This window comes from Kibdelosporangium aridum (assembly GCF_900176515.1).
Taxonomy (GTDB): Bacteria; Actinomycetota; Actinomycetes; order Mycobacteriales; family Pseudonocardiaceae; genus Kibdelosporangium; species Kibdelosporangium aridum.
Genome location: NZ_FWXV01000002.1, coordinates 476,358 through 497,901 on the forward strand (window position 1 = coordinate 476,358; position 21,544 = coordinate 497,901).

General features: G+C 67.2%; 24 protein-coding genes. 14 read left to right on the plus strand and 10 right to left on the minus strand.

Features of this window, described 5'->3' with window-relative positions; all coding sequences use genetic code 11:
* Positions 1 to 2: 2 nt before the first annotated feature.
* The 6 genes from B9C43_RS11630 to B9C43_RS11655 all read left to right on the plus strand — a co-directional run bounded on the left by B9C43_RS11630 (position 3) and on the right by B9C43_RS11655 (position 5,234).
* Positions 3 to 1,436: an aldehyde dehydrogenase family protein gene (locus B9C43_RS11630; RefSeq protein ID WP_084426084.1), complete on the plus strand. Its 1,434-nt coding sequence runs from the start codon at positions 3 to 5 to the stop codon at positions 1,434 to 1,436.
* On the plus strand, positions 1,429 to 2,325 hold the full coding sequence (locus tag B9C43_RS11635; protein WP_051898411.1) for an aldehyde dehydrogenase family protein: 897 nt from the start codon (positions 1,429 to 1,431) through the stop codon (positions 2,323 to 2,325). Before B9C43_RS11630 ends, B9C43_RS11635 begins: the two co-directional genes overlap by 8 nt.
* Positions 2,322 to 3,005, plus strand: a complete 684-nt coding sequence (locus tag B9C43_RS11640) for a hypothetical protein (protein WP_084426086.1) — start codon at positions 2,322 to 2,324, stop codon at positions 3,003 to 3,005. Before B9C43_RS11635 ends, B9C43_RS11640 begins: the two co-directional genes overlap by 4 nt.
* A complete protein-coding gene (locus B9C43_RS11645; protein WP_033394196.1) occupies positions 2,998 to 3,666 on the plus strand; it encodes a hypothetical protein in 669 nt (222 codons plus the stop codon). Before B9C43_RS11640 ends, B9C43_RS11645 begins: the two co-directional genes overlap by 8 nt.
* 72 nt (positions 3,667 to 3,738) lie before the next feature.
* Positions 3,739 to 4,062 carry a type VII secretion target gene (locus B9C43_RS11650; protein WP_084426088.1) on the plus strand — a complete coding sequence of 108 codons (324 nt, stop codon included), beginning with the start codon at positions 3,739 to 3,741 and terminating at the stop codon, positions 4,060 to 4,062.
* The gene (locus B9C43_RS11655; protein ID WP_084426090.1) at positions 4,062 to 5,234 is read left to right on the plus strand and encodes a bifunctional WXG100 family type VII secretion target/C40 family peptidase; all 1,173 of its coding nucleotides are present in this window, start codon (positions 4,062 to 4,064) and stop codon (positions 5,232 to 5,234) included. The genes B9C43_RS11650 and B9C43_RS11655 overlap by 1 nt, the downstream gene beginning before the upstream one ends.
* On the opposite strand, the gene B9C43_RS11660 is transcribed toward B9C43_RS11655, so the two are convergent.
* A complete protein-coding gene (locus B9C43_RS11660) occupies positions 5,216 to 5,587 on the minus strand; it encodes a YybH family protein (RefSeq protein WP_084426092.1) in 372 nt (123 codons plus the stop codon). The two genes, B9C43_RS11655 and B9C43_RS11660, sit on opposite strands and share 19 nt — an antisense overlap.
* Here B9C43_RS11660 and B9C43_RS11665 point away from each other — a divergent pair, their 5' ends adjacent.
* Positions 5,588 to 6,001 carry a winged helix-turn-helix transcriptional regulator gene (locus tag B9C43_RS11665; RefSeq protein WP_051895909.1) on the plus strand — a complete coding sequence of 138 codons (414 nt, stop codon included), beginning with the start codon at positions 5,588 to 5,590 and terminating at the stop codon, positions 5,999 to 6,001.
* On the opposite strand, the gene B9C43_RS11670 is transcribed toward B9C43_RS11665, so the two are convergent.
* Positions 5,973 to 6,428 carry an Lrp/AsnC family transcriptional regulator gene (locus B9C43_RS11670; RefSeq protein WP_084426094.1) on the minus strand — a complete coding sequence of 152 codons (456 nt, stop codon included), beginning with the start codon at positions 6,426 to 6,428 and terminating at the stop codon, positions 5,973 to 5,975. The two genes, B9C43_RS11665 and B9C43_RS11670, sit on opposite strands and share 29 nt — an antisense overlap.
* Positions 6,429 to 6,498: 70 nt before the next feature.
* On the opposite strand from B9C43_RS11670, the gene B9C43_RS11675 reads away from it, so the two are divergent.
* The 5 genes from B9C43_RS11675 (at position 6,499) to B9C43_RS11695 (ending at position 10,514) form a co-directional block, all read left to right on the plus strand.
* Positions 6,499 to 7,425 carry a threonine ammonia-lyase gene (locus B9C43_RS11675; RefSeq protein ID WP_084426096.1) on the plus strand — a complete coding sequence of 309 codons (927 nt, stop codon included), beginning with the start codon at positions 6,499 to 6,501 and terminating at the stop codon, positions 7,423 to 7,425.
* A gap of 332 nt (positions 7,426 to 7,757) precedes the next feature.
* Entirely contained in the window at positions 7,758 to 8,279 is a 522-nt protein-coding gene (locus B9C43_RS11680; RefSeq protein WP_235038565.1) for an ATP-binding protein, read from the plus strand.
* A gap of 9 nt (positions 8,280 to 8,288) precedes the next feature.
* The gene (locus B9C43_RS11685) at positions 8,289 to 8,687 is read left to right on the plus strand and encodes a hypothetical protein (RefSeq protein WP_084426098.1); all 399 of its coding nucleotides are present in this window, start codon (positions 8,289 to 8,291) and stop codon (positions 8,685 to 8,687) included.
* On the plus strand, positions 8,684 to 9,166 hold the full coding sequence (locus B9C43_RS11690) for a YbaB/EbfC family nucleoid-associated protein (RefSeq protein ID WP_160096481.1): 483 nt from the start codon (positions 8,684 to 8,686) through the stop codon (positions 9,164 to 9,166). Before B9C43_RS11685 ends, B9C43_RS11690 begins: the two co-directional genes overlap by 4 nt.
* 100 nt (positions 9,167 to 9,266) lie before the next feature.
* Positions 9,267 to 10,514 (plus strand): primosomal protein, encoded by a 1,248-nt coding sequence (locus tag B9C43_RS11695; RefSeq protein ID WP_084426101.1) that lies wholly within the window; start codon positions 9,267 to 9,269, stop codon positions 10,512 to 10,514.
* Positions 10,515 to 10,926: 412 nt separating this feature from the next.
* On the opposite strand, the gene B9C43_RS11700 is transcribed toward B9C43_RS11695, so the two are convergent.
* A complete protein-coding gene (locus B9C43_RS11700; protein WP_051895915.1) occupies positions 10,927 to 12,051 on the minus strand; it encodes an adenosine deaminase in 1,125 nt (374 codons plus the stop codon).
* Between the two features lie 253 nt (positions 12,052 to 12,304).
* Between B9C43_RS11700 and B9C43_RS11705 the strand changes: the two genes are divergently transcribed.
* Complete coding sequence (locus B9C43_RS11705; RefSeq protein ID WP_051895919.1) at positions 12,305 to 13,570, plus strand: hypothetical protein; 1,266 nt, start codon at positions 12,305 to 12,307, stop codon at positions 13,568 to 13,570.
* Positions 13,571 to 13,624: 54 nt separating this feature from the next.
* Here B9C43_RS11705 and B9C43_RS11710 read toward each other — a convergent pair whose 3' ends face one another.
* Both B9C43_RS11710 and B9C43_RS11715 read right to left on the minus strand, forming a co-directional pair.
* Complete coding sequence (locus B9C43_RS11710) at positions 13,625 to 14,902, minus strand: thymidine phosphorylase (protein WP_084426103.1); 1,278 nt, start codon at positions 14,900 to 14,902, stop codon at positions 13,625 to 13,627.
* A 110-nt stretch (positions 14,903 to 15,012) separates the two neighbouring features.
* Entirely contained in the window at positions 15,013 to 15,471 is a 459-nt protein-coding gene (locus B9C43_RS11715; protein ID WP_084426105.1) for a PIN domain-containing protein, read from the minus strand.
* A 73-nt stretch (positions 15,472 to 15,544) separates the two neighbouring features.
* Here B9C43_RS11715 and B9C43_RS11720 point away from each other — a divergent pair, with 73 nt between their 5' ends.
* Complete coding sequence (locus B9C43_RS11720) at positions 15,545 to 16,051, plus strand: hypothetical protein (RefSeq protein WP_143446289.1); 507 nt, start codon at positions 15,545 to 15,547, stop codon at positions 16,049 to 16,051.
* On the opposite strand, the gene B9C43_RS11725 is transcribed toward B9C43_RS11720, so the two are convergent.
* The 5 genes from B9C43_RS11725 to B9C43_RS11745 all read right to left on the minus strand — a co-directional run bounded on the left by B9C43_RS11725 (position 16,048) and on the right by B9C43_RS11745 (position 21,543).
* Positions 16,048 to 16,419: a cytidine deaminase gene (locus tag B9C43_RS11725; RefSeq protein ID WP_084426109.1), complete on the minus strand. Its 372-nt coding sequence runs from the start codon at positions 16,417 to 16,419 to the stop codon at positions 16,048 to 16,050. The two genes, B9C43_RS11720 and B9C43_RS11725, sit on opposite strands and share 4 nt — an antisense overlap.
* Positions 16,420 to 16,433: 14 nt before the next feature.
* On the minus strand, positions 16,434 to 17,711 hold the full coding sequence (locus B9C43_RS11730) for an ABC transporter permease (RefSeq protein WP_033384625.1): 1,278 nt from the start codon (positions 17,709 to 17,711) through the stop codon (positions 16,434 to 16,436).
* Positions 17,711 to 18,805, minus strand: a complete 1,095-nt coding sequence (locus tag B9C43_RS11735; protein ID WP_033384626.1) for an ABC transporter permease — start codon at positions 18,803 to 18,805, stop codon at positions 17,711 to 17,713. Before B9C43_RS11735 ends, B9C43_RS11730 begins: the two co-directional genes overlap by 1 nt.
* Positions 18,802 to 20,325, minus strand: a complete 1,524-nt coding sequence (locus B9C43_RS11740) for an ABC transporter ATP-binding protein (protein WP_084426111.1) — start codon at positions 20,323 to 20,325, stop codon at positions 18,802 to 18,804. Before B9C43_RS11740 ends, B9C43_RS11735 begins: the two co-directional genes overlap by 4 nt.
* Positions 20,326 to 20,394: 69 nt before the next feature.
* Complete coding sequence (locus B9C43_RS11745) at positions 20,395 to 21,543, minus strand: BMP family lipoprotein (protein WP_084426113.1); 1,149 nt, start codon at positions 21,541 to 21,543, stop codon at positions 20,395 to 20,397.
* Between the last annotated feature and the right edge of the window lies 1 nt (position 21,544).

Genomic DNA, 21,544 nt, shown 5'->3' on the forward strand with positions numbered 1-21,544 from the left:
ACATGACGACTTGGGACTACGCACCCGCACCGGAGTCACGGGACATCGCCAACCTCAAGCCGAGCTACCGGATGTTCGTGGACGGCAAGTTCGTCGAGGGCACCGGTGAGCCGCTGAAGTCGATCAACCCGGCCACCGAGGAGGTCCTCGCCGAGGTCTCCACCGCGTCGCCGTCCGATGTGGACACCGCGGTCAAGGCGGCCCGCCGGGCGTACGACAAGGTGTGGGGCAAGATGCCCGGCGCCGAGCGGGCCAAGTACATCTTCCGGATCGCCCGGATGATCGCCGAGCGCGGCCGGGAACTCGCGGTGCTGGAGAGCCTGGACAACGGCAAGCCGATCAAGGAGTCACGCGACACCGACATCCCGACCGCGTCCGCGCACTTCTTCTACCACGCGGGCTGGGCCGACAAGCTGGACTACGCGGGCTTCGGGCCGTCACCGCAGCCGCTGGGGGTCGCGGGACAGGTGATCCCGTGGAACTTCCCGCTGCTGATGGCCGCGTGGAAGATCGCGCCCGCATTGGCTTGCGGCAACACGGTTGTGCTCAAACCCGCCGAGACGACACCGCTGACCGCGTTGGTGCTGGCGGAGATCATCCAGCAGGCCGACCTGCCGCCCGGCGTCGTGAACATCATCCCCGGTGCGGGCAACATCGGCGCCGAACTGGTGAACCACCCGCAGGTCAACAAGGTCGCGTTCACCGGATCGACCGAGGTCGGCAAACTGATCCAGGGCTCGCTGGCCGGGACCGGCAAGAAGCTCACGCTGGAACTGGGTGGCAAGGCCGCGAACATCGTCTTCGACGACGCGCCTCTCGACCAGGCGGTCGAGGGCATCGTCAACGGCATCTTCTTCAACCAGGGGCACGTCTGCTGCGCCGGATCCCGGCTGCTGGTCCAGGAGTCCATCGCGGACGAACTGCTGGCGAAGCTGCGCACCCGGGTGTCCACCTTGCGCGTCGGCGACCCGTTGGACAAGAACACCGACGTCGGCGCGATCAACTCCAGCGAGCAGCTGGCCAAGATCCGCGAGCTGACCCAGGCAGGCGTCGACGAGGGCGCCGAGCAGTGGACAAGCCCGTGCTCGTTGCCGGACAAGGGTTTCTTCTTCGCGCCGACGGTGTTCTCGAACGTCAGCCAGGCGATGCGGATCGCCCGTGAGGAGATCTTCGGGCCGGTGCTGTCGGTGCTGACGTTCCGTACCCCGGACGAGGCCGTGGCCAAGGCGAACAACACGCCGTACGGCCTGTCGGCCGGGATCTGGACCGAGAAGGGGTCCCGGATCCTGTACATGGCCAACAAGATGCGGGCCGGTGTGGTCTGGGCCAACACGTTCAACCGCTTCGATCCCACCGCGCCGTTCGGTGGCTACCAGGAGTCGGGCTTCGGCCGCGAGGGCGGACGGACCGGGCTGGAGGCTTACCTCGATGTCTGAGAACCGTTTTGCCCGCGGCGGAGCCGACAATCGGGTCACAGTGGCGAAGACGTTCAAACTCTTCATCGGAGGGGCGTTCCCCCGCTCGGAGTCCGGGCGCTCGTACCCGGTGAACGACACCAAGGGCAAGTTCCTCGCCAACGCGGCTCAGGCGTCCCGAAAGGACGCCCGTGAAGCGGTTGTCGCCGCCCGCAAGGCTTTTCCGAAATGGTCCGGGGCGACGGCGTACAACCGTGGCCAAGTGCTCTACCGGGTCGCCGAGCTGATGGAAGGTCGCCGCGACCAGTTCATCAACGATGTCGCTGCCAGCGAAGGCATCCAGACCAAGCGCGCCCAGTCCCTTGTGGACGTGGCGATCGACCGGTGGGTCTGGTACGCGGGCTGGACGGACAAGATCGCGACCGTGCTCGGCGCGGCGAACCCCGTTGCCGGACCGTACTTCTCCTTCACCGTCCCCGAGCCGACCGGCGTGGTCGCGGTCTTCGCGCCGCAGGAGTCGTCCCTGCTCGGGCTGGTCAGCGTGGTGGCGCCGGTGATCGCCTCCGGCAACACGGCGGTGGTCGTGACCAGCAAGGACCGTCCACTGCCGTCGATCACCCTGTCCGAGGTGCTGGCGACCTCGGACGTGCCGGGCGGGGTTGTCAACATTCTGACCGGCAGCGCCGTCGAGCTGGCCCCGTGGCTGGCTTCGCACGCGGACGTGAACGCCCTGGACCTGACCGGCGCGCCCACGATCCTCCGGGCGGAGCTGGAGAAGGCCGCCGCGGGCACGGTGAAGCGCGTGCTGCGCGCACCGTCCGCTGAACCGGACTGGACCAAGCAGCCCGATATTTCCCGCATGCGCGCATATCTGGAAGCCAAGACAGTCTGGCACCCTATGGGAGTATGACGACCGAGGTCGACAAGATCACCCAACTGATCGCCGCGATGCTGAGTGAAACCCATGGCATCGCGGCGTTTCAGCGTGGTGATGTGGTTGAGCTGCCCGACTTGTCCCTGGTGGTCAAAGTCGAGCAACCGATCTGGCACCAGGACGGCAAGCTCGTGCAGTTGCCGATCGCGATCGGCGACCCCTCGTGGTCAGCGCTCGCGTGGGACCAGGCTGTCGGTGTCGCGGGCGAGGACATGCATCCGCTCGCGCAGGCGCTGATGGCGTGGGTGCATCACGTGCTGCCGCTGTTCATCGCGCTGCGTGCGCCGGACAACCCGCTGGCCGGCTCGGTCTTCCGGCTCGGCGCCACGGACGCGGGCGGCCATCCGGCCCAGTTGCTGGCGGCGCCGGTGATGATGCGGATGTTCGGCGAGCCACCCGAGTCGTTCCAGCAGGTTCTCTCCGACGACCCGCCCAGCCTGCTGGTCGCCGAACGGCTGCTCGGCGAGGTCCGGCTGACCGAGCAGCCGCTGTGGCTGTACACCATGTCCGGCAAGGCAGGCGACGAGGCGATCAGAGAGGTGACGGTGAACAACGCGGTGGCAACGGACGACTTCCCCGGTTTCGACGCCGTCCTCGACTGGGGCGACGCCAACGGCACCGTGAAGTCGTGGGTGGTGTTGCGCCGCGATGCCTGAGTTCGAGCCCGAGCAGATCGCCCAGTTCATCGCGAGCGTCGTCAGCACCGAGCACGTGCGGGACGGCAACGTGCTCACCCTGCCTGAACTCGGCTACCGGATCGAAGTCGGTGGCGTGCTGGAGCACGACAACACGTTCGTCGAGGTGCTGATCGGCGTCGGCGACCCGGAGTGGGGCGGGTACGCCTGGGACCGGTCGGTCGGGGTGAGCCGGAACGGCAGCCACCCGATCGGCGAGGCCGTGCTCGCGTGGACGCATTACGTGCTGCCGTTGTTCATCGCCTTGCGCAAGCCCGACCACCCGCTGACGGGTGTGGTGTACCGGGAGGCCGTTCCCGGCGGTGAAATCCTGGCAGGCCCGGTGGTCACGCGGAACTTCTCCGGCCTGCCCGCGGATTTCGAGGACAAGGTCGCCGCGAACCCGCCGACCGTCGTCGTCGCCGAGTGGCTGGCCACCGGCGGTCAGCTGCCGGAGCGGCCGACGTGGCTGTACACCACCTGCAGCCGGGTCGCCGGGATCGAGGCCGAGGAGGTCGTCATCAACAACTCCGAGGTCACTGAGCACTTCCCGGGGTTCGCCGACGAGCTGGACTGGGGCGAGGGCAACGGTACGGTCAAGTCGTGGGCGTTGCTGCACAGCAAGCCCGACTACCTCAATTAGGTGGAACTTGGCAACGCCCGTCTGCGTCGTAGTGCAGAGTAGGGCCAGCAAAGGAGACTTCACGGGGGGACCATGCCGGACGGCTTCAAGGTAGAGCCGGAAGCGCTCGAGGCCTACAAGAGCACGATGACCGCACTCGCCGGTGAGATCGGCACTGTCGGCACGGGCACGCTCAGCGGCGTGACCTCGTTGCCGGGTGACTGCTTCGGCAAGATCGGCGCCGAGGTCGGGCTGAACGCCGCCTTCCAGCAGGCCGCGCAGGCCCAGCTGGACGGGGTCAAGGCCGCGTCGACCGGCCTCGCCGACCTGGCCAAGGCGGTGGGTGACGCGCTGGTGGGCTACCAGAACCAGCAGGCCGAGACGGCCTCGTCGATCAAGCGCGCGGAGCGGATCTGATGAGCGCGGCGGGGTTCATCGGCAGTCTGGTCGAACCGATGAAGCAGCACCTGGCCAAGTTGGACGGCGACACGGGTGCGGGCAGCCGGGCGGGCGAGACGTTCGGGCGTGGCGCGACCGCGCTGAACGAGATGAAGGGCCGTCAGGAGTCGCAGGCCAAGTCGACCCTGCAGGGCTGGTACGGCGAGCAGGCCAACGCGTTCCAGGGCAAGTCGGCGTCGTTCACCACCGCGATGACCACGTTGGCCACCAACTGCACCGCCGCGCAGCAAGTCGCGAGCACGGCGGCGACCGCGGTCACCGGTGGCCGCACCAAGATCCAGGGCTTGATCGACGAGTTCGTCGGCTGGGCCACGCCGATCATGCAGGCTGCCGAGGCGGCCAAGCAGAGCGGCAACGAAGCCGCGTGGGGCCAGGCGGCCGCCGACGCCAAGGCGAAGGCCGACGACTACGCCACCAAGACCGCGCAGGCGCTGCAGAACGTCAAAGACGAGCTGACCCCGTTGGTGGGCAAGCTGACCGGACTGGCCAAGGTGGACGCCGGCACGATCGGCGGCCTTGGCGGCCCGATGGGCCCGCCCAGCACCGGCACCTCCACCGCGAGCGCCACCGTCGACGGCCGTAGTGGCATCGAGTCCGCACAGAGCGGAAGCCACGGCGGCTCCGGTGGCGGAGGCGGCGGTGGTGGGGGCGGAGGAGGAGGCGGTGGCGGTGGGGGCGGCGGCACGCCTGTCGGCCCGCAGTTGCCCGTCGCGATTCCACCGCAGCCAGGCAGCGGTGTCGGCATCAACCTGCCCGGCGGTGCCACGGTCGAGGCCCCGAACGAGGTTGCGGCGGCCGCAGTCCGTCAGGCGTTGTCCGCGTTGGGCACGCCGTACGTGTGGGGTGCGTCGAACCCGCCGTCCGGAACGGACTGCAGTGGACTGACCTCGTGGGCGTACGCGGCCGCAGGCCATGAGCTCCCACGCCACTCATCGGCACAGGCTGTCGGTGCGTCGGTGCCGGATCAGAGCCAGTTGCTGCCCGGCGACCTCGTGGTCTGGAAGGGCCACGTTGCCATGGTGATCGGCAACGGGCAGATGATCGAGGCCGGTGACCCGGTGCAGATCAACCCGATCCGGACGTCCAACATCGGCATGCCGTTCATGGGTTTCTACCGGCCGACCGGCTGAGGCGACGTACCGAAGGGGTTGTCGATCACGTAACGCCAGCTTCCGTCCGGGCCGCGGCGGGCCACGTCCGTCGCGGTGCCGGAGATCCCGGCGGCCGGGATCTCCCAGTCCACAAGCAACAGCGCGATGTCGCCGCAGACGTAGACATGCCGCGGGTTGACTGTGATCGGCTGACCCAGCTTCTGCAGGCCGGCGTTGGCTCCCGCACGCTCCGTGCCAGTCAGCGGATTGCCCGCGTCCAGCACGAGCAGGCTTTCCGGCTCGTAGACGCGCTCGACTTCCTCGGGGTCGAAGGTGTTGAAGGCCTTCGCGAAGGCGTGAGGCAGGTCGGCGGCGTGCTGCACACTGGTCATATGCAGAGCCAAGCCGAAGCTCGCGTGGGTCACCAAACGGAAACCTGGGACGCCTCGCTGGTGCCGGACGCACGCGGCAAGACTGACCGGCCGTCTCCGGACTGCCCGGTCGAGGTCGCACTCGACGCGATCTCCGGCCGATGGACCACGTTGGTGCTGCGTGAACTCATGCACGGGCCGCTGTCGTTCAGTGAACTGCGGTCACGGCTGCCTTCGGTGTCCGCCAAGGTCCTCACCGAGCGGTTGCACGGCTTGACCTCCCGTGGCCTGGCTTCCTGCGCCCGCACAGCGGCGTTCCCCGCGCGGACGGCGTACCAGCTGACCGAGCGCGGGCTTGCCTTGCGCCCCTTGCTGATCACGCTGTACGAGGTCGGCAGCGAGCTGCTCACAACGGCAGCTCAAGACCGATCTTGACCGGGTCGAACACCGGCATCGTGTCGAACCGCTTCACATTCGGGTCTTCCAGGAACATCCCGCGCACCAGGTCACGGCAGTGCGCGATCGAGTCGCACGCCAGTACCACCAGGTAGTCCCACTCGCCCGCGATCGCGTAGCACTGCTGCACGTTCGGGCTGCGCAGCATGCGTTCCCGGATCTCGGCGTGGTGCTGCACGGACTCGCGGTCGATCGTGACCAGGACGGCCGCGAGCATGCCGCCAACCCGTTCCGGATCCAGGACCTCCACCTGCCGGGCGATGAGCCCTTCCTTGCGGTAGCGGGTGATCCGGCGTTGCACCGCACTCGGCGACAGGCCTACTTCCTCGCCGAGGTCGTGCAAGGTCCGGGTGGAGTCCCGCTGGAGCAGCGTCAGCAGGCGCCGATCGATCTCGTCCACAGCCACGCAAAAATTTTGCGTCACGGCGCGAAAACTTTCAATCGCGATTACGTCTTGCCTGGTTAACGTCGTGGGCATGGATCTAAGACTCGACCGCATCGACGAACTCTCCCGCACCATCGACCCGGAGTTCCGCGACAGCCCGCAGTTCACAGTGGACCTTGACGGCCGGCCGGTGCTCGTCAAGATCGAGACGATGAACCCCTTGCGCTGCTTCAAGGGCCGGGGCGCTTCAGCCTTCGCCGCGTCCGCTGATCCCGGGATGACGGTTGTCGTCGCCTCAAGCGGGAACTTCGGTCAGGCGATGGCCTACGCCTGCGGCAAAAGGGGAATCGCCATCGAGGTGTTCCTCCCGGAGGACGTCAACCCGACGAAGCTGGCCGCGATCCGCTCGTTCGGCGCGAAGGTCCATCTGTCCGGAGTGGATACTGATGCGACCAAGAAACACGCTCGGGAGTACGCCGCGGAGCGGCCGGACCGGTTGCTGGTCCGTGACGGCGCCGAGCCGCTCATCGCGGAGGGCGCGGGAACCATTGCCGTCGAACTGCTTCGCCACGGACCACTGGACACAGTGGTGGTTCAGATCGGCGATGGCGCCCTGATCAACGGGATCGCCCGGTGGATCAAGGCCAACTCACCGTCGACACGGGTTGTCGGCGTGTGCTCGACCGGCGCGCCCGCGATGCTGCACAGCTGGCGCACAGGCGAACCCGTCGAGCACGCGGTCACCACGATCGCCGAGGGCATCGCGATCGGCAGTCCGCTGCCGGAATCCGTGCGGTGGATGCGAAAGCTCGTCGACGACATCGTGCTTGTGGACGATTCGGCGTTGTTCACCGCGATGGGGCAAGCACTACGCGGCTTCGGCGTCCTCCTCGAGCCTTCCGGCGCCGCCGGTCTCGCCGCCATACCCGCGCACGATCTGCCTGGTGAGCGGATCGCCGTCGTGCTGACCGGCGGGAACACCCGTCCCGGCCAGCTGGAGGCAATCGTGACAGCGTGAACTGCCACCGATCTCGATCGACGGCACTGGCAGCAGCCTGATGGCGAACCGGAACTCCCGTCCCGGCACGGCCAGGATTCGTTCCACGATAAGGAAACCTGCGAGGAAGGTGAACAGAGTGGCCACTTCGGCCTCCGTTGACCGCCTTGTGGTGCCTCGGTTGGCTCCCCCGCGCGGCGGTCGTAGCGCTCTTCCACGATAGCGGGGACATCCCCGCTGCCGCAACGATGATCGTCCCTTATGGACCGTTAACCCTGTCGATCCGCTGTGCATGCGGGTTTTGACGGAACGACCATGTTGTCCGCCCGCGTTCACCGGGTATGCAACAGGTCATGATGCCAGTGCAGCGCAGGTCGCTCGTGGTCGTCGCTGGCCTGCCCGGCGCCGGGAAGAGCACACTGCTCAAGGACGTCGGCCCAGGTGTCACCGTGGTGGACTCCGACCAGATCAGGAACTGGTTGGCCGCCATGCTGCCCAGCGGCACACCGTATTCGCGGTATCGCCCGCTCGTGCACATCGTGCACCGCATCCGGATCGCGCTGGCCGCGATCTTCGCGCCAGGACCGGTCGCGGTGCACGATCCGGCGACGGGTGTGGGCACACGGCTCACGCTCGTGATCATCGGCGTGCTGACGTTGCGGGTGCTGCACTACATCTGGGTGGACACCACGCCGGAGGAAGCGTTGGCCGGACAACGCGCACGCGGCCGAGTACTGCGGAAGAACTCGTTCGCACGGCACGTCAGCCGTGCACGGCACCTGGACCTGACCAGGCCGCCGCGTGGCTGGCGCACCATCACCGTTGTGGGGCGCAGAACCAGGCTTTGCCTGCGCAGCGAACCCGTCGGGCCATAGACTCGACGCGTGGGGAATGAGGATCACGTTCAGGACGAGCTGGACCGGCTCGGCCGCAATGTCGCCGAGACGGGGGAACAGGTCGCCGCGGTGATCGGCCGGACCGGCCCGATCATCGGCCAGGCGGCGTCCGGCGACAACGCGATCAGCGTGTCGGTGAGCCCTGGCGGCATGCTGCGTGCCGTTGACATCAAGCCCGCCGTGCTCGGCCGGCACCCCGACGAGGTCGCGCGTGAGGTGGTCCGGCTCGCCGCACAGGCGACCAAGATCGCCAACAGCCGGATGCACTCGTCGCTGCGGCAAGTGATGAGTGCGAACGCGGCCAAGAGCCTGACCGAGCTCGGCATGCCCGACGAACCGGTTCCCCATGACCGCGAAGACGAGGAATTCGGCGGGGTGCTGTCGTGACCGAACCACCAGTCGACGAACTCGTCCAAGAAGCCGAACTGCGCCGCAGAGCCAGCGAGGACCTGCGGCGCCGGATCGCGTCGATCTACGCCGTGGCACGCGATCGCGACGGTCTCGTCGAAGCCACCACGACCGCGAGTGGCGAGTTGAAGTCACTGCGCCTGCAACCCGAAGCGTTGCACCGCGGCGTGCGGTGGCTGTCCGAGACGATCACGGCGACGGCCCACCAGGCGGCCGAGTTCGCCCGGCAGCGCAGCCTGAACCAACTGGCTTTGGTGCTCGGCGATGACGCGGCCAGGCAGCTGGAAGGCGCCATGGGCGTCGCACCCGCGCGTGCCGCTGGCTGGGACGTGATCGGTGACCGCGTGCCCGCAGCTCCCACGGCTGCCGCGGCCGCGTCGGCGCTCGGGTCAGTGCCCGAAGAAGACGACGATGACATTTTCTCGTTCGATCCGTCGTCGCTGCGTAGCGACCGGTGATCGACGGAGTTGGCAAAACCCGTAGGCTGCCCGCGTCCGGTGTGCCGAGAATCGCACCGGCGGGATCGTCTGGGATCGTGCAGGAGAAGGCGGAGGGCCAATGGCTCAGGACATCGTCCCGATCGAGCTCGGGCTGCCACAGGGCGACGTGGTCACTCTCTGGGCGCCGCGCTGGCGGGAGGAAGGCGAGGACTGGGAGGCGTTCCTCGGTGACGAGGAAGACCTGTACGGGTTCCCAGACGCAGCACACCTCGCGGCGTTCGTGCGAACGGTCGACGAACACGACCTGGCGGACCACCCCGCGTGGCCGGTCGTGCCGAAACTGACCGTCGAGGAATTGCTGCCCGACGACGAGCACCAGTACGACCTGGTCGGCGTGCCCGAACTGGCCGCGCAGGACCCGGACACCTGGACGCTCGACGAGCTGGCCGGGATCGTCGCGATCGTTCGATCGCTCGCGGACGTGTGCGAACTGGACGCGGTGAACGACGTGCTGTCCGCAGCCGAAGGCTTCGACATGCTCGACCAGGGCACCCTCGCCTTCACCGGGCGCGACGGCGAGCGCCGGTGGACCGAGCTGGCCGAGACCATCGTCGAGCGGTGGGACGAGGTCCTCGACGCGATCGACGAGGTCGTCGCGGTCCCCGACGTTGACGACGCCGCGCTGGCCGTCGCCACCGAGGAGCTGGAGAAGTTCCAGGCCGAGGCCGAGGCCGCGGAAGACGAAACCGACGACGAGGACGAGGACACCGACGAGGAGTCCTCGGAGGAGGCCTTGGCGGAGCCCGCACCGGTCGGCTTCTGGGGCGAGGTGGGCATCGACCCGATCAAGATCGTCACCGACGGGGCCGAGTACTACACGCTGCGCTGCTACCTCGACGACGCACCGGTGTTCCTCGGCCGCGAAGGCAAGATCGACGTCTTCCCGTCGGCCAGGGCACTGAGCCGGTACATCGCGTCCGGCGAGCTCGGCGACAACGACCTCGCCGAGGTGTCCACGTGGGAAGACGTGGTGACCAAGGCCACCGACGGCTCACTCGAGATCGAGGTCGAAGAGGACAACACCTACGTGCTGCAAGGCCTGAGCGACGACCTCGCGGAAGGCCCGAACGCCATCGACCCGACCCAGCTCGACCTGGCGGTGGAGCTGCTCACCGACACCGCCGAGTGGGCAGGCGACGACTCGGTCGGCGACGCGCTGTCGGAGTCCGAGTCCCTCGGCTGGCTGGTGTCGTTCGTGCTGCGGCCCGACCCGACCCGGCTGGTGCCGAGCGCGCCGTTCACCGACGAGGTCGAGGCCTGGCAGAAGCTGGTCAACGCTTTCGAGGACCGCCTCGAGACGCACTGAGTGCCTGCTCGAAGGGGCGCCTGGGGTTTCCGGGCGCCCCTTCGCCATGTCTGACGAGCACATCCACGGCCATCTGTGGACAACTCCAGCGCGACCTGTGGACAACTCCAGCTCGACGCGCCGGAACTGTCAGTCCCTCCCGGTAGCGTTGAAATCAGGGGTTCCCCCTGGGGAGTTGTTGTCGCGATGGCGCATGCCCAGCGGGACTTGCTGCCGCGATGACCCGTGCCCTGCGGCACTTGCTGCCGCGACGACCCGCGCCCAGCAGGACTTGCTACCGCGATAACCCGCGCCCAGCAGGACTTGCTACCGCGATAACCCGCGCCCAGCAGGACTTGCTGCCGCGATGACCCATGCCCAGCGGCGGCGGACGGCCTGGGGCGAGCCCCAAAGTGGTGCCGCGGCGCCGCACTCAAGCCTGGGCGTCCCGCTCCGAAGGGTGTTGCTCACCTTCGGCCAGCAACCCCGCGTAGCCCGGCTTGATCACCTTGTTGATCAGGTCGAGGCGGTCGTCGAAGCTGATGAACGCGGACTTCATGGCGTTCACCGTGAACCACCGCAAGTCCGCCCAGCCGTAGCCGAAGGCGTCGACCAGCGCGGCCATCTCGCTCGACACCGTGCATCCGCTCATCAACCGGTTGTCTGTGTTCACTGTCACGCGGAAGCGCAGCTTGGTGAGCAGGCCGATGGGGTGCTCGGCGATCGAGTTCGCCGCGCCCGTCTGGAGGTTGGACGACGGGCACATCTCCAGCGGGATCCGGCGGTCGCGCACGTAGCTGGCCAGCCTGCCCAGGTGTGCCGTGCCGTCCGGGTCGATCTTGATGTCGTCCATGATCCGCACGCCGTGGCCGAGCCGCTCGGCGCCGCAGTGCTGGATCGCCTCCCAGATCGACGGCAGGCCGAAGGACTCGCCCGCGTGGATCGTGAAATGTGCGTTCTGCTGGCGCAAATACTCGAAGGCGTCCAGGTTGCGGGTCGGCGGGAACCCGGCTTCCGGCCCGGCGATGTCGAAGCCGACCACGCCGTGGTCGCGGTAACGCACCGCCAGCTCGGCGATCTCCGCGGACCGGGCGTTCTGCCGCATCGCGCACAGCAACGTGCCGATCCTGATCTTGCCGCCGGTCAGCCGCTCGCCCTCGCGGAAGCCTGCTTCGACCGCCTGCACGATCTGGTCGAGGCTCAGGCCCTTCTCTGTGAACAGCTCGGGCGCGTAGCGGACTTCCGCGTAGACCACGCCGTCGTCCGCCAGGTCTTGTGCACATTCGGATGCCACCCGAACGAGTGCATCCTCACTCTGCATCACCCCGCACGTGTGCGCGAAGGTCTCCAGGTAGCGCTCGAGCGTTCCCGCGTTCGCCGCTTCGGTGAACCACTGGCCGAGCTCGGCCTCGTCGGTTGTGGGAAGATCGACATAGCCTGAGGCGTCGGCGAGTTCGATCACCGTGCGAGGTCGGAGGCCGCCGTCGAGATGATCGTGCAGCAACACTTTGGGGGCACGCCGGATCGCCTCGTGGGTAACCGGGTTCGGGTTCGACATGCATGTACGTTACCCGCCCCTCCCGTCACCCGATCGTGTCCAACCGTGCCCACGTACTGTGTCCACTCGGTCATCGCCCGCAACGGCGCATTACCGCTGAACGGCCTAATCCGCCGAGATCAACTAACACGAAACTAACGGGTGGTGTATGGACGCGTTTTGGGACTGGCTAGGCTCCCCTGCGTCTCCCCTCCCCAGGACGAAGGTCACCTCCGTGAACGAGAACAACAACGCCACGGTGTCGTTCGACCGGATGCGCAATATGCTGACGCGCGCGGCCGAGATCCGTGAGAGCGAACAGCAGCAGGTGTTCGACGCACTGGACGAGATCCACGCGCGGCTGAGCCCGCTGGACTCGCTCGGTTCGGTGCGCAAGCGACTGTCCGAGCTCCCGGACCGCACCGAGGTCGGCGTGATCGCCGAGCGCCTGGACGAGGCGATGGCGAAACTCGAGGCCCAGGACACGGCCATCGCCAGCCTCGCGCGTGCGGTCGAGTCGATCGTCGACAAGCTGGCTACCCCCTTCGCTCAGCTCGACGGCCGCCTTGACGGCGTCGTCGGCAAGATGGAGGGCGTTGTCGGCCGGATGGACGGTCTCGAGGACAAGCTGGCGAACATCCACCGGCGGATCGACTCCCTCGACGGGCACCTGGACAAGCAGGACGCCCGGATCGACACCCTGCCCGGCCAGGTCCACGTGCCGGTCAAGGAGCGCATCGACACCCTCGAAACCGCGCTGCGCGGCCGTCTCGACGAGGTCGACGAGGGCGTGCACGAGCACCTCGACGGCACCAAGGACTCGCTGCACCGGCACGTCACCGAGGTCAACGACGGCATCACGCACAAGCTCGACGAGACCCGCGACAACCTCAACACGACGCGCGACTCGATCAGCTCCGCGGTCGCCGACTCGCGTGAGGTCATCACCTCCGCGGTGTCCGACTCCCGCGACGCGGTCACATCCGCTGTGTCCGACTCGCGTGAATCGCTGGTCAGCTCGCTCGGCGACACCCGCGACGGCATCACCCACTCCCTGGACGAGGCCCGCAACGCGCTCAACGCCGCGCTGGACGAGACCAAGGAGACGATGGACGCCAGCGACCGGCTGGAAGCCCTCGCGCAGCGTCTCGAGCAGGCGCTCGGCCGTCTCGACGACATGGCCACCAGGCTGGACACCGTCGAGGACGGCTTCGCGGCCCGCCTCGGCGAACTCGGCGGCACGATCGAGCAGAGCCTGACGAAGGTCCAGGGCACTCTGGCCAACCAGCCGGACACCACCGTGGTGACCTCGCTGGTGAAGAAGAGCAACGAGGAGACCGAGCGCCGTATCGGTGGTCACCTCGACGAGGCCATGGCCACGTTCGCCGAGCTGATGATGGGCGGCGGCCCGGCGATGCCGGCGGCACCACCGTCAACCCTGCCCCGCCAGCAGCGCCGGGCGCGTGGCAGCAAGAAGGTCAACGGCGAGAAGCCGCGCATCGAAGAACTGGAAGAAGCCGACACCGGCGACGACAGCTGATTGCCAGAAGGGCCCCGGTTCGCCGGGGCCCTTCTTGTATTACCTGACCGTGCTTTACCTGACCGTGTCGATGAGCAGTTCCTGCTCGCTGGGCGCGTCGCCGATGGCGTACCCGCCCTGCAATGCCTCCAGTGCGGCCGCAACGGCGTCTGGCGTGTCCGTACGCAACTCGAGAAGCGGATCGCCCTGCGACACCCGATCGCCGGGCTTCGCGTGGCATATGACGCCAGCAGCGTGCTGCACGGCATCCTCCTTACGCGCCCGCCCCGCGCCCAACCGCCAAGCCGCGACACCCACCGCGTACGCGTCGAGCGTCTCCAGGACGCCCGATTCCTCAGCCGTAACAACGTGAACGTGTTTCGCCTTGGGTAGCGCGGCCTCCGGATCGCCGCCCTGAGCGCTGATCATGCGACACCAGGTCTCGTACGCGCCGCCGCTGGCCAGAACCTCGGCCGGATCTGTGTCGATCCCCGCCAGGGCAAGCATTTCCCGGGCAAGAGCAACAGTCAGGTCGATGATGTCCCTCGGCCCACCGCCCTTGAGAACTTCAACGGACTCCTCAACTTCAACGGAGTTACCGACCGTACGGCCGAGCGGAATCGACATGTCGGTGAGCAGGGCCGTGACCTTGCGGCCGTGCTGCTTGCCAATCCCCACAAGGGCTTCAGCCAACGCGCGCGCTTGGTCGAGGTTCTTCATGAACGCGCCGGACCCGACCTTGACATCGAGCACGAGCGCCTCGGCGCCCTCGGCGATCTTCTTGCTCATGATCGAACTAGCGATCAACGGGATCGACTCGACGGTCGACGTGACGTCCCTGAGGGCGTAGAGTTTCTTGTCCGCGGGCGCCAGCCCCTCGGTCGCCGCGCAGACCACAGCGCCGACATCGGCCAGCTGCCTGGCGATCTCGTCGGTGGACAGCTGTGCCCGCCACCCCGGGATCGACTCCAGCTTGTCCAGCGTGCCACCGGTGTGGCCGAGCCCACGCCCAGAAAGCTGCGGAACAGCGGCGCCGCACGCGGCGACCAAGGGCGCCAACGGAAGCGTGATCTTGTCACCGACCCCGCCGGTGGAATGCTTGTCCACAGTCGGCCGGTCGACCTTGAGGTCGAGCCGCTCACCCGAGTCGATCATCGCCTGGGTCAGCCGTGCGGCCTCGGCGGTGTCCATCCCGTTGAGGAAGATCGCCATGGCGAGCGCGGACATCTGCTCGTCGGCGACCACACCCCGCGTGTAGGCGTCAACCACCCAGTCGATCTGGTCGTCGGTCAGGCGGTGACCATCCCGCTTGGTTCGGATCACGTCCACAGCGGACAGTCGTTCTCGGCTCATGGCTTCAGCCTAAGCCACCACAAAAAGACCCGGCCCCGCACAAGGCGAGAACCGGGTGGTATGGGTCCATGTTACGGCCAAGCGCCGCGTGCGCGCAACTCATGCCTGCTTCACCAGCCGGGTGGCTTCACAAAGGGACCCACTGGATCAGGCAGTTGGTGCCGCCGGAAGTCCGATGGCCTGAGCCGGCGCCACCAGTGTCGTCCCGCACCGACGTCATTGTCATCCCTAAGATCCTGCGCCGTAGGTGCGGTGGTGGGGTTGATTGTCGCCACCGGTACAGACTGCCGGGCAGTCCGGAGTGGGAACTGAAGGTCACTGTCATTCGAAAAGACCATGGCGGCGTCGACACTGCCGGTCAACACGTCGATCAGGAGATGGCTGGCCACATTGACATCTGACCCCTTCTCCTCATACGTCGACACGGAGACGAGCAACTCGGGCGCACCATCCGCGCCCCGGATCTCTTCTGCGGGAAGCCAATCCGGAAGGTTCTCGATTCCTGGTGAAACGATTCGGCGCGGCGGCCGCTGAGATTCGTCAATCAGGATTCCGGTTTTCGGGCGCATGCCCGATCACTTGCCGCGTTCGAACATAGGTGCACATCGCTCTAACGGGTTACGCTGGACGCGGGGTGGTCTGATGGCTAACCGCGTTTTGTGGGTGGGACTGAGCGGCATCGCCGTGTTCGCGGTGACGATGACCGTGATCGAGATCGACGCGCAACGGCCAAAACCTGAGCCCACGGTCGAACTCGCTGAGGCGGAGGCCCTGTTCAACCGGGCGGTCCATTTGGTCGAGAACAAGCGGTTCGACGACTTCTGCCGGGAGATCGCCGATTGGCCGCAGTCCTGTGAACGTGATGTGGACTGGAATGCGAGCATCGGGTGGCGGCCGGGGCCGAAGCCGCCGCGCGTTGTCGGGGTGAAACATGGCGGGCAGGGGTTCCCGCCCGTCATGTTGAATCTCGTCGGCGAACGCGACGACGGCACCACCTACACCGCCAGTTTCGGCGTGCGCAAGACCTACGACGGACGGGTTGTCAGCTCATACCCCGTCTACTGGTCGGGCGTGGACTACATCGGCGCACCGGAGGCGTGCACCGAGCAACCGTGTCCGCCGATACCGGTGCCGCCGCCTACTGGTTAGGCAGGCAGGTGTTCCGGGCCGAACGCGTCCGGGAGGACTTCGCTCATCGGGAGAATCCCGCGCGGAGTGTCCACAAGGCAGTCCGGGCCGCCGAATTCGTAGATGATCTGGCGGCATCGGCCGCACGGCATCAGCAGATCTCCTGTGCCGCTGCGGCATGCGACCGCCACGAATCGGCCGCCGCCGGTCATCCGCAACTGTCCGGCCATCGTGCACTCGGCGCACAAACCCAGGCCGTACGAGGCGTTTTCGACATTGCAGCCGGTCACCACGCGGCCGTCGGACACCAGCGCCGCGGCGCCGACCTGCAGACCGGAGTACGGGCAATATGCCTGGGCGGCGGCGGACACAGCCGCCGCCCTGAGCATCTCCCAATCTGGGGTCACGAACCCTGCCCTCGTCGATAGATGAAGCCGTCGGCCTGCGGCATACGCAGTCGTTGCGACGCGACCGCCAGCACGATCAGCGTCACGAAGTGCGGTGCGTACGGCGTCAGGTCACGTGGCAATTCGTCGACCGAGTAATAGATTGCGTACAACAGGCCTGCGGCCAGCACAGCCGCGCCCGCCGCGAACCACTTGCGGCGGAACAGTTGTACGACCACCACGACCACGAGCAACAACACCGCCGCGTAAAGCAGTGCCAGCACAGCGGGTCCACGTCCAGACAGCTGCAGACCGTCGGTGTAGCCGAACAATGCCGAGCCGCCCAGCAACCCGCCGGGCCGCCAGTTGCCGAAGATCATCGCGGCCAGGCCGATGTAACCGCGGCCGTTGGTCTGGTTCTCCAGGTAGTCCGCGCCGTCCTTCAGCAGCACCAGCGACGCACCGCCCATTCCGGCGAGGCCACCGGAGATCAGCACCGCGGTGTACTTGAAGGCGTACACGTTCACACCCAACGACTCCGCGGCCACCGGGTTCTCCCCGCAGGACCGCAGCCGCAGGCCGAACCTGGTGCGCCACAACAGGATGTAGCTGATCGGCACCAGCAGGATCGCGATCATCGTCAGCGGCGCCACCTGGGTCATCAGACCACGCAGGATCCCCGCGACGTCCGAGATCCCGACGCGCTGCTCGGCTTCCAGCCCCGCCAGCCAGTTGGTGATCCCGGTCGCCGAGTACGTGTCGAACTTCGGCACCACCGGCGACTGCCGTGGGTTGCCCGACAACGGCTGGAAGACCAGGTGCGCCAAGTACTTCGTGACACCGAGACCCAGCAGGTTGATCGCCACACCGGACACGATGTGGTTCACGCCGAACGTCACGGTCGCGATCGCGTGCAGCAACCCACCGACCGCGCCGAACAGGATCGCCACCAACAGGCCGACCCACACACCGCCGTAGTACGAACCCCAAGCCGCGCCCCAGGTTCCGAGGATCATCATGCCCTCGAGACCGATGTTCACGACACCCGCGCGCTCCGCCCACAGGCCACCCAGTGCGGCCAGCAGGATCGGCAACGCCAGCCGCAACGCGGTCTGGGTCGTGGTCGACGACGTCAGGTCCACGTTTCCGGTCAGGAACGAAGCCGTTGACAGCACGGCGATCGCACCAACCGCCCACAGCACACCCATCAACCAGCCAGGTAGCTTGCGGCGCTTGGGCGGCTCCGCGACGTGTACGGGCCCGGCGACCGGGCTGTCCGCGATACCGGTGGCCATCAGACACTCCCTCCGGCTGCGACGTCGCTCGTATCCCGACCAAGTTGACGGCCGACACGGCGTTGCTCAGCCGCAAGCTCGACCCGGCGCACGATCTCGTACGCGATGACCACGGACAGCACGATCGCTCCCTGCATGATCGTCGTGATCTCCTGCGGCACACCGACGTTGTCCAGCGACACCGCGGACTTGTCGAGGAACGCCCACAACACGGCACCCAAGGCGATACCGCCCGGGTGGTTACGGCCGAGCAGCGCGACCGCGATACCCGCGAACCCGTAGCCCGCAGGCGAAGTCTGCAAGTACTCGTGGTCACGTCCGAGCAGTTCCGGCAGGGCCGTCAGACCAGCGACACCGCCGGACAACAGCATGGCCGTCAGGATCATCTTGCGGGCGTCGACACCACCGGCGGTCGCGGCGGTCGGCGACTCACCGCTCGCCTTGAGCTCGAAGCCGAACCGGGTCCGGTTGAGCAGAACCCAGTAGCCGTAGCCGACCAACGCGGCGACGAACACGAACCCGAACAGGGTTCCGTTGTCGCCGAACGGAATTCCCGGCATCCAGCCGGACTCCGGGATCGGCTCGGTGGCGATGTTGTTGCCCACCTGCACACCGAACGCGTCCGTGCTGACCAGGTAGGCGATCAGGCCGATCGCGATGGCGTTCAGCATGATCGTCGAGATGACCTCGGACACGCCCCGGTACACCTTCAGCAGCGCCGGGATCAGCGCGTAGAGCGCACCGGCCACGATCGCGACGATGATGATCACAAGGGTGTGGATGCCCGGCGGCAATGCGATCGCGCCACCGACGATCGCCGCGACCACCGCGGCGAACCGGTACTGGCCCTCGACACCGATGTTGAACAGGTTCATCTGGAAGCCGATCGCGACCGCCAGCCCGGCGAGGTAGTAGACCGCGCCGCTGTTGAGCGTGTCGACCGCGGTCGTGCCACGGAACAGCTGGCCGATCATCGCGCCGAACGCGTCGAGCGGGTTGTCCCCGGAGATCAGCAGCGCGACCGTGCACAACAGCACCGAGAACACGATGGCCAACACAGGCGGCAAAAGCTTGCCGCGGAGCGTTGTCCTCACTTGGTGGCCTCCTTTGGCGCGGAGCCAGTCATCGCACAGCCCAGATCCTCCGCTGTGACCGTCGCCGGGTCCTCTTCGGACACCAGACGGCCGCGCAGCATCACCACGATCCGGTCGGACAGTCCGATCAGCTCGTCGAGGTCCGCCGAGATCAGCAGCACCGCGAGGCCCGCGGCACGGGCCTGGCGGATGTGCTCCCAGATCAGCGCCTGCGCACCGACGTCCACACCACGCGTCGGGTGTGAGGCGATGAGCAGCTTCGGATCGCCCGACAGCTCCCGGCCGACGACCAGTTTCTGTTGATTACCACCCGAAAGCGCGGCCGCGGCGACATCGATGCCCGGCGTGCGCACGTCGTACTGCTCGACGATGCGCTGGGTGTCCTTCTTGGCGCCCGCGATGTCCAGCCACTGTCCTTTGGAGACCGGTTCACGGGTCTGGTAGCCGAGCATCCGGTTGGCCCACAACGGTTGTGTCAGCAGCAGGCCGTGCCGGGTGCGGTCCTCCGCGATGTAGCCGATTCCGGCTTCGCGGCGGGCCAGCGTGCCCAGTTTGGTCAGATCCTTGCCGCTCAGGCTGATCGTGCCGGCGGTGCCCTTGCGCATCCCCATGATCGTCTCGACCAGTTCGGTCTGGCCGTTGCCCTCGACACCGGCGATGCCGAGCACCTCACCGGAGTGCACGACCAGGTCAATGTTGTCGAGGACGGCACGCGCCGACCCGGGCTCGGAGAGCCGCAGTCCGGCAACCTCCAGCACAGCCTTGTCCGTGACGGTCGATTCGCGGGTCTCCGGGCTGGGCAGCTCGCTGCCGACCATCATCTCGGCCAGCTGCCGTGAGCTGGTCGTCTTCGGGTCCGCGGTGCCGACCGTGGTGCCGCGGCGGATCACCGTGATCGAGTCGGCGATCGCCCGCACCTCGTCGAGCTTGTGCGAGATGAAGATGAACGTGAACCCGTCGTCACGCATCTGCCGCACGGTCTCGAACAGGTCGTCGACCTCCTGCGGCACGAGCACGGCGGTCGGCTCGTCCAGGATCACGATCTTGGCGCCGCGGTAGAGGACCTTGACGATCTCCACCCGCTGGCGGTCCGCGACACCGAGATACTCGAGCGCGATGTCCAAGTCGGCGTTCAGGCCGGTTCTCCTGGCCAGCTCGGCGACCTTCTTGCGGGCCTTCGGGCCGATGCCGTGCAGGCCTTCCGCGCCGAGCACGATGTTCTCGAGCACGCTCAGGTTGTCGGCGAGCATGAAGTGCTGGTGCACCATGCCGACGCCGACCTTGATGGCGTCCGACGGGTTGCGCAACCGCACCGGCTCGCCGTTCACCTTGATGGTGCCCTCGTCCGGCTGCAGCATCCCGTACAGGATCTTCATCAGCGTGGACTTGCCCGCGCCGTTCTCGCCGCAGACCGCGTGCACCTCACCGGTGCGTACTTTGAGGTGGATATCGCTGTTGGCGACCACCCCGGGGAATCGTTTGGTGATCCCCTCCAGCTCAACGGCCAGATCGTCAGCCATCTTCGCCTCCCGGAAACACAGGCGTGGGGCCCGGAAGAGTCTCCCGGGCCCCAGTGGGTTTCGCCATCATCAGCTGCTTGGCTTGTCCGAAACCGTGATCTTGCCGTCGATGATCTGCTGCTTGTACGCGTCCAGCGTGGCCTTGATGTCGTCGATCTTGCCGCCGGAGGTCGCGTAGCCGACGCCGTCCGCCTTCAGGTCGAACCGCTTGGGCAGCGTGTTCAGCGTGTTGCCGGCGACCGCGCGGACGTAGTCGTACACCGCGACGTCGACGCGCTTGAGCATCGAGGTGATGATCACGTCACGGGAGTTCTCGACCGTCTTCTGGTTGTACTGGTCCGAGTCCACGCCGATGGCCAGCACGTTCTTGGACTTCGCTGCCTCGAAGACGCCCTTACCGGACGCACCCGCGGCCTGGTAGATCACGTCGGCGCCACGGCTGATCTCGCCGTTGGCGACCACGTTGCCCTTGGCCGGGTCCTGGAACCCGGTGAAGTCACCGGCCGGGGTGATGTACTCGGCCTCGACCTTGGCGTCGTTCGACGCGGCCTTCACACCCTGCTTGAAGCCCGCCTCGAACTTCTGGATCAGCGGCACGTTCACGCCGCCGACGAAGCCGACGTGGCAGTTCTTGCTCTTGTAGACCGCGGCGACGCCGACCAGGAACGAACCCTGCTCCTCGGCGAAGACCAGGCCGGTGACGTTCGGCAGCTGCACGGTGTCGTCGTCGACGACGGCGAACTTGGTGTTCGGGAACTGCGCGGCCACGGCCTGAACGGACTTGGCGTACGCGAAACCGACCGCGATGATCGGGTTGAAGCCCTCCTGGGCGAGCTGGCGCAGCCGGCTCTGCTTGGCGTCCTCCGGCTCGTTCGGCGCGGCGGTCAGCTCCTTGGTCTCCTTGAGACCCATGTCCGCCTTGGCCTTGTCCAGACCGGCAGCGGCGGAGTCGTTGAACGACGCGTCGCCACGGCCGCCGATGTCGTAGGCCAGGCCGACCTTCAACGCGCTGGCGTCCACCTTCGGGCCAGTCGACGTGGTCCCGGTGGAACCACCGCCACCGCCCGCGGGAACCGGGTTCTTCTTGCAGCTCTCCGCCTGGTTGCCGCCGCCGGCGGGAGGGGCCGACCCGCCCCCGGAGTCCTTGGCGCAGCCGGCCAGTGCGAGAGCACCGGTCAGGGCGACGGCCGCCAACGTGGTAACGCGCGATCGACGCACG